The sequence below is a fragment of the Agromyces sp. P1_H4 genome, assembly GCF_056405255.1.
Genome location: NZ_JBFUCL010000119.1, coordinates 1 through 10,069 on the forward strand (window position 1 = coordinate 1; position 10,069 = coordinate 10,069).

At 71.8% G+C, this 10,069-nt stretch carries 8 protein-coding genes; 2 read left to right on the top strand and 6 right to left on the bottom strand.

The features are described from left to right. Both AC1DY2_RS09285 and AC1DY2_RS09290 read left to right on the top strand, forming a co-directional pair. Positions 1-1,591, top strand: a 1,591-nt coding sequence (locus AC1DY2_RS09285; RefSeq protein ID WP_476762155.1) for a glycoside hydrolase family 3 C-terminal domain-containing protein, incomplete at its 5' end; no start/stop codon positions are given. After that, positions 1,588-3,234, top strand: coding sequence for a DUF5597 domain-containing protein (locus AC1DY2_RS09290; RefSeq protein WP_476762156.1), 1,647 nt, complete (start codon positions 1,588-1,590; stop codon positions 3,232-3,234). The genes AC1DY2_RS09285 and AC1DY2_RS09290, both read left to right, overlap by 4 nt. A gap of 6 nt (positions 3,235-3,240) precedes the next feature. Here AC1DY2_RS09290 and AC1DY2_RS09295 read toward each other — a convergent pair whose 3' ends face one another. From AC1DY2_RS09295 to AC1DY2_RS09320, 6 genes are all read right to left on the bottom strand, one after another. Beyond that, entirely contained in the window at positions 3,241-4,722 is a 1,482-nt protein-coding gene (locus AC1DY2_RS09295; RefSeq protein WP_476762157.1) for a family 43 glycosylhydrolase, read from the bottom strand. Next, a complete protein-coding gene (locus AC1DY2_RS09300; protein ID WP_476762158.1) occupies positions 4,719-5,663 on the bottom strand; it encodes an alpha/beta hydrolase in 945 nt (314 codons plus the stop codon). Before AC1DY2_RS09300 ends, AC1DY2_RS09295 begins: the two co-directional genes overlap by 4 nt. Positions 5,664-5,686: 23 nt before the next feature. Beyond that, a complete protein-coding gene (locus tag AC1DY2_RS09305; RefSeq protein ID WP_476762159.1) occupies positions 5,687-6,148 on the bottom strand; it encodes a nuclear transport factor 2 family protein in 462 nt (153 codons plus the stop codon). Then, positions 6,145-7,623 (bottom strand): C-glycoside deglycosidase beta subunit domain-containing protein, encoded by a 1,479-nt coding sequence (locus AC1DY2_RS09310; RefSeq protein ID WP_476762160.1) that lies wholly within the window; start codon positions 7,621-7,623, stop codon positions 6,145-6,147. The genes AC1DY2_RS09305 and AC1DY2_RS09310 overlap by 4 nt, the downstream gene beginning before the upstream one ends. A gap of 52 nt (positions 7,624-7,675) precedes the next feature. Continuing rightward, positions 7,676-8,980, bottom strand: coding sequence for a C-glycoside deglycosidase beta subunit domain-containing protein (locus AC1DY2_RS09315; protein ID WP_476762161.1), 1,305 nt, complete (start codon positions 8,978-8,980; stop codon positions 7,676-7,678). Positions 8,981-9,034: 54 nt separating this feature from the next. Next, a partial coding sequence (locus AC1DY2_RS09320) for a GMC oxidoreductase (protein ID WP_476762162.1) occupies positions 9,035-10,069 on the bottom strand: 1,035 nt, incomplete at its 5' end.

Here is a 10,069-nt window from a genome sequence, read left to right on the forward strand (position 1 = left end):
GGCCGAGGGCGCGGCATCCGTCATGGCCTCGTTCAACACGGTCGCCGGCCGACCGATGCACGCCAACCGGCGCCTGCTGACCGACGTGCTGAAGGCGGAGTGGGGGTTCGAGGGGATCGTCGTCGGCGATGCCGAGGGCGTGCGGAACCTCATCCCCCACGGCGTCGCCGCCGACCTCGCGGACGCCGTGCGGATCGCCTGGAGCGCCGGCCTCGACGTCGAGATGGGCGGCGCGCCGTCCGATCTGGCGCAGGAGGAGCTGGCCCCCGGCCTGCTCGATCCCGAACGTGTCGACGATGCCGTGGCCCGGGTGCTCGCCCTGAAGGAGTCGCTCGGGCTCTTCGACGAGCCCTACGTGACCGAGGCCGACGAGCGGATCGAGCCCACGGTCGAGAGCCGGCAACTGGTGCGCGCCGCCGCTGCCCGCTCGATGGTGCTCCTGAAGAACGACGGCACGCTGCCGCTCCGCGATTCACGGCGCGTGCTGGTGACGGGCCCGTACGCGGAGTCGACCGATCACCTCGGGGCGTGGACGCAGTCGTTCGCCGCGCCCGCGGGCCGCATCGCCGATGCCCTGCGCGAGCGGATGCCGCGAGCCGAGCTCCGGGTCCTGCCAGGCGTCGGCTTCCTCGACGACGACGTCTCGCAGCTTCCCGCCGTCGTCGCGGCCGCCCGCGAGAGCGACCTCGTGCTGGTGTGCGTGGGCGAGCCGAGCTCGCTCTCGGGCGAGGCGGCGTCGCGCAGCGACCTGCGACTGCCCGGGCGCCAGGAGGAGCTCATCCGGCAGGTCGCCGCGTCGGGCACGCCGTTCGTCGTGGTGCTGGCGAACGGCCGCCCGCTCGTCGTGGCCGACTGGATCGACGTGGCGCCCACCGTGCTCGAGGCGTGGCACGGCGGCACGGAGGCAGCCGCCGCGATCGTCGACGTGCTGCACGGCGACGCCGAGCCCGCAGGCCGGCTGCCGATGTCGTTCCCGCGATCGGTCGGGCAGGTCCCGATCCACTACGCGCACGAACGCACCGGCCGGCCGGCGACGGTCGGCGGCTCGCTCACCGAGGCATCCGTCGACATCGGGCTGCACGGCCCCGACAACGTGCACGAGAAGTACACCTCGAAGTACCTCGACCTCGAGCTCGGGCCGCAGTTCGCGTTCGGGCACGGGTCGGGGTACGCCACCTTCTCGCACTCGGCACCGCGTCTCTCGCGTGACGAGCTTCCCCTCGACGCACTCGAACGGGGCGAGGTGCTCAGCGTCGCCCTGGACGTGACGAACACATCCGACCGATCCGGTGACGAGGTGGTCCAGGCCCACCTGGAGGACGTGGTGGCGAGCGTCGCCCCTCCGGTGCGCCGGCTGGTCGGGTTCGAGCGACGCACCATCGAGGCCGGCGGCACGGTCACGGTCTCGTTCGAGCTCGGCGCGCGCGAGCTGGGCTTCTGGTCGACGGATGCCGCGGCCGCCCGCTTCGTCGTCGAACCGGGACTCTTCCGTCTCCACGTCGGCTCCACCCTGGAGCGCACGCAGTCGTTCGAGTTCCGCGTCAGCGATCCACCCACCATGAACACCGGCCGCGAAGGAGACCCACGATGACAGACACGACGACGGCGACGGCGCCGAGCCGCTGGTCGATTGAGCGGGACCGCGGGTTCCGGCTGCTCCACGATGGACGGCCCGCGCTGCTGCTCGGGGGACAGGTGCACAACTCGTCTTCGTCCTCGCGGCGGTCGATCGCCGAGTCGTTCGCGCACGTTCGCCGGATGAACGGCAACACCGTGCTGGCGCCGGTGAGCTGGGCACTCCTGGAGCCCGAGGAGGGGACCTTCGACCTCACGCTCGTCGACGCGATGCTCGAAGCGGCGCGCGCGAACGGGCTCAGGCTCGTCCTGCTCTGGTTCGGCGCGTTCAAGAACGCCGCGTCGACCTACGCCCCGACGTGGGTTCGCGCCGACGCGGGGCGGTTCCCGCGTGCGGTGGTCGACGCGCGCCGACGGACGGCGTTCACGTATCCGGGCGCGACGGCGAAGCCGGTGCTCTCGGTCTTCAGCACTGCGCTCCGCGATGCCGACGCCGCCGCGTTCGAGACCCTCATGCGGCATCTGGCGGTCGCGGACGCCGAGGACACCGTGGCGATGGTCCAGGTCGAGAACGAGTCCGGCCTGCTCTCCGACAGCCGCGACCGCGGTCCGCTCGCCGAGCGGGCCTGGAACGCCGCCGTGCCCGCAGAGCTGCTCGACCGACTCGGCTCGGGCGGTTCCTCCGCCGTACACGACCTCTGGCATGAGCGCGGCCAGATTCGCGCGGGTTCGTGGCCGGAGGTGTTCGGCGACGACGCGCGCGCCGACGAGGTGTTCATGGCCTGGGCGTTCTCCAGCTACGTGGAGCACCTCGCCCGGCGAGGCCGAGCGGTCAAGCGGGTGCCGATGTACGCCAATGCGTGGCTCGGCCCACAGCCCGGCCAAGACCGTCCCGGGCAGTACCCGAGCGGCGGGCCGGCCTCGCCGGTCATCGAGGTCTGGCGTTCGGGGGCGCCCTCGCTCGAGCTCGTGGGTCCCGACCTCTACGTCGACGACGCGGACAGCGCGATGCGGACGTACGCGTCGGCGGACCAGCCGCTGTTCGTCCCCGAGAGCCGGCCGCGAGCCGGCGAGCTGGTACGGGCCATCGGCGCCTACGGCGCGATCGGATGGTCGGCCTTCGGCATCGACCGGGCCAATCCCGACGGGCAGGTCGCCGCGGTGCTCGCGTACCTGACCGCACTCGAGTCCGAGATCACCGCGGCGGGCGGCCGAGGCGCCCTCGCGGCCGTCATCCTCGAACCCGGCCAGGAGTCCGCTCCCGTCGGCACCCGGGGCCCCCTCGAGGTCACGGCGCGCGGCACGCTGGCTTTGCTCCAGCGAATGCTGCTCGACGCGGGAGTGCAGGCCCCCGCACCGGAGCTGTCCCTGCCCGACGAGACGTTGCCGACGGCTCCGGTGCCGGCCCCTGCCGACCACCGACCCTTCGGGCTGCTGATCGCAGCGGCTCCCGACTCGTTCATCGTCGTCGGGCAGGGCGTCACGATGGACTTCGCCATCGAGGGCGCGGTCGTCGAGATCGACTCGGTGCAGGAACTCCTGCTGGAGGAAGGCGCCGTCACCCGGGGCCGGTTCATCAACGGCGACGAGCGGCTCAGCATCCTGCCGACGCACACGGTCGGGGCTGCGCGGATCCGGCTGCTGCAGCGCGCGCCCTGAGCGGCGTCAGCCGATCGGGCGGTAGCGCAGGTCGCGGAAGCGCACCGCTGCGTCGCCGCTCGCGAAGATCGCCGGCCGGAGGCTCTGCAGGTCGCCCACCGTGTTCGCGTGGTACCCCGAGGTCTCGTAGCGGATCGCGTGCCGCACCCACTCCTCGCCGGGCAACCGGTACCACGACGTGACGATGTGCTCGTCGTTGCGGATGCGCAGCGCCATCCGGCGGGCCGCCGGCGCGGGCTCGCGCCAGTGCGTGCGGAGCCCGCCGGAGTAGCTCACCATGCGGTCGCCGTCGATGCCCATGCCGCAGAACAGTCGATGGTTGAAGAAGAGCAGCAGCCCGGCCTCTGCGCGCTGGCCGAGGAGCTCGACGTCGACCTCGATCTCGTACGAGTGGTCGCCGGTCACGAGGCAGAGCGGCGACGTGCTCGCGGGGCCGTCACCCCGCGCGCGGAGCACGAGCCCGTCGTCGACCCGCAGCCGCTCGGCCTCGCCGGGTGACGGCGCATGGAAGGTCCACCGCTCACCGAGCCGGAACGCGCCGGCATCCTCGTCGAAGCTCGCCGCCGCGCCCTGCGGCGCGGCATCCGCCGGCGCTGCCTGGGTCGCACCGAGGTCGTCGGCGACCGCCACGGGCCACCCGTCGTCAGTCCAGTCGATCGGCTCGAGCAGCACCTGGCGACCGAGGGTGCGGAAGCCGTGCTCGTACCCGTGCGAGAGCATCCACCAGGCATCCGCTGGCCCCCGCAGGATCGTGGCGTGTCCGCGCGACCACCAACGCTCCGCGGCATCCGTGGTGCGAGCGATCGGGTTGCCGGGATGGTTCTCCCACGGGCCGTCGACCGAGCGCGAGCGGGCGACGATGACCATGTGCCCGGTCGGCGGTCCAGCGGTGCCGCCCACCGCGCTGACCAGGTAGCACCACTCCCCGCGGCGGAACAGCTTCGGCCCCTCGAGCGCGTACGCCTCGGTGATCCAGTCGTCGGGATAGCGCCAGCCGTCGTACACCTGCTCGAGTTCGCCCACCGTCGACAGCCCGTCGTCGGCCAGCCCGATCCGACGGATGCCGCTCACGAACAGGAAGCGGCGGCCGTCCTCGCCGACGACGTGGCCGGGATCGATCGCGCCGCGGATGCCGAGGTCGATCGGCTCGGACCACGGACCGCGCATCGACGGCGCGTGGATCACGAAGATCGACGGCTCCGTCAGCTCCGACCAGGGCGTCGGGATGAACGGGATGTAGATGAAGAAGCGCCCGTCGTGCTCGGCGATGTCGACCGCGAACGTGTTGCCGAGCGGCTGCGGCAGGGCCGAGCCCTCGTACGTCCAGTTCACGAGGTCGGTCGAGCGGTACAGCGGCAGTCCAGGCGCGGCCTGGAACGACGAGTACGTCATCCAGTACTCGTCGCCCACGCGGATCACGGCCGGGTCGGGGCGGTCGCCCGCGAGCACCGGGTTCGTGAAGGTCGTCGCCGGGTCGTKGTCGGTCATCGCTCGAGGATCCAGTCTTCGATCGTCTTCAGGGTGTGCAGGGCGCCGGCATCGGCGGGGTGGTCGATGTGGCCGTGCTCGGCGCCCGCTTCGACGTGGAGCTCGACGTCGACGCCTGCCGTCGTCAGGGTCGCGGCGAAGCGCTCACCCGACGGCCGCAGCTCGTCGCGCTCGCACACCACGATCAACGTCGGTGGGAAGCCGTGGCCGTCGCCGAGCCCGGCGAACGCGTGCGGATCGGCGAGCGCCGCCTCGCTCCCGGCGTAGTTCAACGTGAGCTGGCCGGTCGGTGACGCCGGGTCGATGTACTTGGAGCCCTCGGTCCAGTTCGGGTGCAGGACCGGGTAGACGAGCACGACCCCGGCGGGCAGCAGCTCCCCCGCGTCGCGCAGCCGCGTCACGGCGCCCGCCGCGAGCGCCCCGCCCGCGCTCGCACCGCCGAGCACGAGCGACTCGGACGTCACGCCGGCGAGGTCGGCCGCGGCATCCGCGATGAACCGCCACGCGGCGAGCACGTCGTCGGACGGGACCGGGAAGTGCACGTCGCCGAGGCACTTCGCGTAGTCGACCGAGATGACCGGGATGCCGCGGGCCGCGAGCTCACGCGCGACCCAGTTCGACTCCGGCATGTCGAGGTTCCCGCCGATGAACCCGCCGCCGTGCACCCAGACGAAGGCGCGGCCGCTCGGCGTGGCGGTCGCGTCGCGGAAGGTGCGGATCGGCACCGGGCCGTGCGGCCCGTCCAGACGGCGGTCCTCGGTCTCGACGTCGGCGAGGTGGGGGAACCGCCGCACGAGGGACGCGGTGTCGACGTCGGTTCGCCGGTCGGCGGGTTCGCCGTGCTCGGTGAGCCAGCGGATGGCGTCGGGGACGGTCATGCGACGGAAGTCGAAGTCGTCCGCGGTATCGGCGCTCGCTTCGGAGGCCAGGGTCTCGTCCATGGGACTCCTTCGGTTCTCGCCGCCTACTGCAGCGGGCTTCTGCCCTTGGCGCGTGCGGCGCGCTCGGCCTCGGCGAGGATCTCGCTGTTGAAGTACTCCTGCTGCAGGGTGACCCGGCCGTCGCGCACCCGGATGACGTGGATGAACGACTGCGGATACGGCTCGCCGAGGAACGTCGCCTCGGGCACCATCCGGCTCGTCACGAAGAACAGCTCCGGGTCCTCGGCGGCGTGGATGACGAGGTCGCGGTGCACGCAGTCGGCGAACATGCCGGCGTTGTTCACGGTGTTCGCCACGATCTCGTCCCGGCCCTCCCAGCGGGTCTTCGGCAGTCCCGCGGGGGCGAACGGCAGCTCCTTCACGCCATCCGGATGCCACAGCGCGAGGCGCTCGTCGGGGCGGTCGAGGTTCGACGCGAAGAACGCCTCGACCACGGCCCGATTCGCGGCACGCAGCTGCTCGACAGCGGTCACGGTCTCGCTCATGCCGGCTGCCGCATCGCCCGCATGCTGCGACGGATCAGGTCGTGCTGCCTGCGCACGAGCAGGAGGGGGTCCACCTCGCCGAGCTCGGCGAACGCGTGCCCCTCCCATTCGCTCGACCAGTAGCCGCGGTAGCCGCCCTCGACGAACACGCGCACGAGCTCGGGGTAGTCGATCGCCGGCTCCTGGCCCTGCTCGTCGATGTCGTAGAACTTCGCGTGCACGTGCAGGATCTGCGGCATGATGTCGGCCCACTCGCGCGGGTCGACGTGGCCGTGCATGTTGAACGCGAGGTGGGCGAACGAGCCGAGCCGTCCGGGGTCGAAGTCGCGGCCGCGAAGGTAGGCGATGAACTCCTCCTGGCGCTGCCGCATCGGGGCATCCGTCGCCCAGATGTCCTGCATGGTCTGCACGGCGTCGTCGTCGAGGCCCGCACGGCGGACCGCGCGGAGCAGCGTCGGCGACATCGAGCGCATCGTGGCCGAGAAGTCGGCGACGAACCCGAGCAGCGGCGAGTCGAGCTCGGCGTAGACGTCGCGGACCTTCACGATCTCGGGCGCGTTCGGGCCCATCGGCGCATGGATCTCGTACGCCAGCTTGAGCTCGAGCTCCTCCGCGACCGGCAGGAGCCGGCGCAGCAGCTCGGGCTTCGCGCTCTGGATGCGCACGAGCGGGAAGCCGAGCTTCGCCGCGCCCCGGAACAGCGTCTCGCTGAACTCGAACTCCTCGTCGGGCGTCATGTCGCGGTCGCGGCGGCGGCCCATGTCGAGGTTCGCGCCGAACGAGCTCGCGTCGAACCCGTGCCGGTCGAACGCCTCCCGCCACGTGCGCACGAACTCGTCGGACACGACCGGGTACGTCGGCAGCACCTGCGAGGCGACGATCTCGATGCCCGGGCCGATGCCGAGCTGGGCCACCCGATCGAGCAGCCCCGAGAAGTCGAACCAGCCGGCGCGGAACTCGGCGCTCGCCGAGTAGAGCGTGAGCCCGAGCTTGAACGGGTCCTCCTCGGTGGCCGCGGGCGCCGGCGGCACGTCTCCCGCGAGCGCCGGCGGCGCGGCATCCGCATCGGTGACCGTCAGGGTCATGGCCTGCTTCACGATGTTGGGCACGTACATGCCCGGCCCGCCATCGGCGCCCGGCGCGATCTGCATGTACGGCAGTCGCAGCTCGCCGAACACCTCGACCGCGTGGGTCTCGCCGAGGGTCACGCGCTGCGGCCGGGAGACGATGAGCAGCGGGTGCGCCTGCAGGTACCAGAGCACGTCGTGCTGTTCAGGCAGCTCGTCCAGCCTGTAACGCACGCCGTCGAGCTCGAACGCGAGGTCCTCGGCGTCCACGGGCTGGCCGTCGATCGTGAGCCGCAGCGTGCTCACGGACGACAGCCAGAGGCTGCGGTACCAGGGCAGGGTCAGTGCGAGCGCGAGTCCATCGGGGTGGGCGCGCAGGCTGGAGTCGTCGATGAGTCCGTTCGGCATGGTTCGTCCTGTCTGTGATTCCTGCGAGTGGGTGTGCGTCGGATGCCGCGGCTCAGTCGAGCCCGTCGGCGATGCGCCGGATGAGGGAGTGCTGGCGTCGCACCTGCTCAATCGAGCGCCAGGGGCTCCGCTCCCCCTCGTACTCGCTCGAGAGGTAGCCGGTGTAGCCCGCGTCCTTCAGCGCCTGGAGCACCGGCTCCCAGGGGATCTGCTGGTCCTCGAGCCGCTCGTCGATGTCGTGGAACTTCGCCTGGATGAACACGACGTACTTCGCGATGTCGGCGACGTCGGCCGGATCGACGCCGATGCCGTCGAGGAACGCCGGGCGCTGGCCGGGCAGCTCGCCCGGGCGCAGCGGGATGGGCCGGTCCTGGAAGATCCCGGTGTCGAGCAGGAGCCCGAAGTGCTTCGTGCCGGTGCGCTCGATGAGGTCGATGTAGTCGTCGACCACCGGGTGCCTGATCGGCGTCGGCGAGTGGATCTCGGGGCAGATCACGATGTCGAGCTCCTGGGCGAGGTCGAGCGATCGCTCGACGGACTCCGTCCAGATGGGGTCGGGCACCAGGTCGCCCGAGACGACGCCGATCTTCGGGCGCACGAATCGGAACCCGAGCCGCTTCGCGAGCCGCAGGTCTCGCTGCAGCATTCCGGCGCCCTCGGTGGCCGAGAGCGCGCGGGCGTTCGGGCCACTGGAGTGCAGCCGGGTGTCGATCCAGGATCCGTAGTTGGTCGGCTCGAGTGCGTACCGGTCGAGCAGGGCGAACCACCGGTCGATCCACTCGGTCGTGGGCTCGGGATACCCGGCGATGTGGCCCTCGCCGAGGATCTCGACCCCGGTGGCACCGACGTCGGCGACGGCGGCGAGCGCGGTCTCCAGGTCGAGCACGGTGCCATAGTCGGTCATGAAGCTGTAGAGCGAGACGCCGTACTTGAACGGACCGCCGACCGCCTCGGGCGACAGCGTGATGTGGCGCGTCTCGCGGTAGGTGCTCGGCTGGTGCTCCTCGGGGATGTACGACATGCGCAGCCGGAGCTCGATCGACACCTCGTGCACGCCCTCGGGGAGGCCGCCGGCGAAGGGCACCGTGACGATCGCCGCCTCCTCGAGCGGCCAGCGCACGCCGTCGACGTCCCAGAGCTCGGCCAGGCTGTAGATGCGACCGGCGAACGTCCAGCGCGGCACGTCGGGGCCCACGTCGACGAGGTCGTCGACGCGCACCGCGATGCCGTCGATGAGCGACGCCGCCATCCCGCGGTACGACGGCATGCGCACCCGGAGCTGGAACCCGGTCACGCGGCCGCCCTCGTGGACGTTGCGGAATCCGACGGACTGGATCAGGTCTCTCTCGAGAAGCATCGGTGCTTCCTCTCTGCTCTGGTGTGGCTGGGCGGGCGGGTGGTGTCCCGACGGTCAGCGGGCGACGGATGCCTCGGCGTCCGCCGCGGCGCGCAGCTGCTCGGCCGCCTTGCGCGCGCCTCGCACCGCGATCGCGACGCTCATGAGCGTGGGGTTCATGGTCGTGGCCGTGGGGATGAGGGCGTTGCCGCCGACGACGAGGTGCTCGTACCCCCAGACGCGCGACCACGGGTCGGCGACCGACGTGCCGTCGTCGGCGTCGCCCATGCGGAGCGTGCCCTGGTAGTGCAGGCTCGAGCCGTTCGGCATGAGGCGCGGCTCGGCGACGAACGTGCCGAGCGCGTTCCCCGCGCGTCGGAGCCGCTCGGTGGCGGCCTCGATCTCGGCGAGCTCCATCGGGGTGAGCTCGTAGGTGATCGTCATGTTGGGGAAGCCGCGGTAGTCGAGCTCGCCGTCGTCGAACGTCACGGCGTCCTCGAAGCGGGGGCGCTTGCGCATGCCGTAGCCCATGTTCACGTAGCCCCACCGGTTCTGCGCGTGCGGGGCATCCGGCGTCATCGGGAACGGCGTGGTCTCGGCGTACATCACCTGGAGCGAGAACGGGTGGTCGGGCTCAGAGAACGGGATGCGGTTCACGGCCGCGACCGGGTCGGCGGCGTGCTCGGCGCGGCGCGCGAGCTCCTCGTCGAGCTGCGCCTCGGTCGCGAACCGGCCGATCCGGTCGGCATCGAGCGCGACGGTGGAGATGACCACCGGATGCTCCGTGAGGTAGTGCCCGAGCGCCCGAGGGCGGATGCCCGAGGCCCACAGCAGCTGGGGCGAGCGGAATGCGTCGGCGGCCACGACCACGAGGTCGGCGGGCACGAAGGACGTCTCGTGGGTGCGCAGGTCCTCGACGGTGACGCCGGTGACGAGGTCGCCGTCGTGCTCGATCCGCCGCACGAGCGTGAGGTCGCGCAGCTCGAAGCGTTCGGCGAGCGGATGCCCCGGCTCGATGAGCGGGCCGAGCACCACGTCGGCGCCCGCCCAGCGCATGGTGCCGTCGGGCTGCGGGTCGCCCGCGACGGGCAGCGTGCCCGGGCCGTAGCC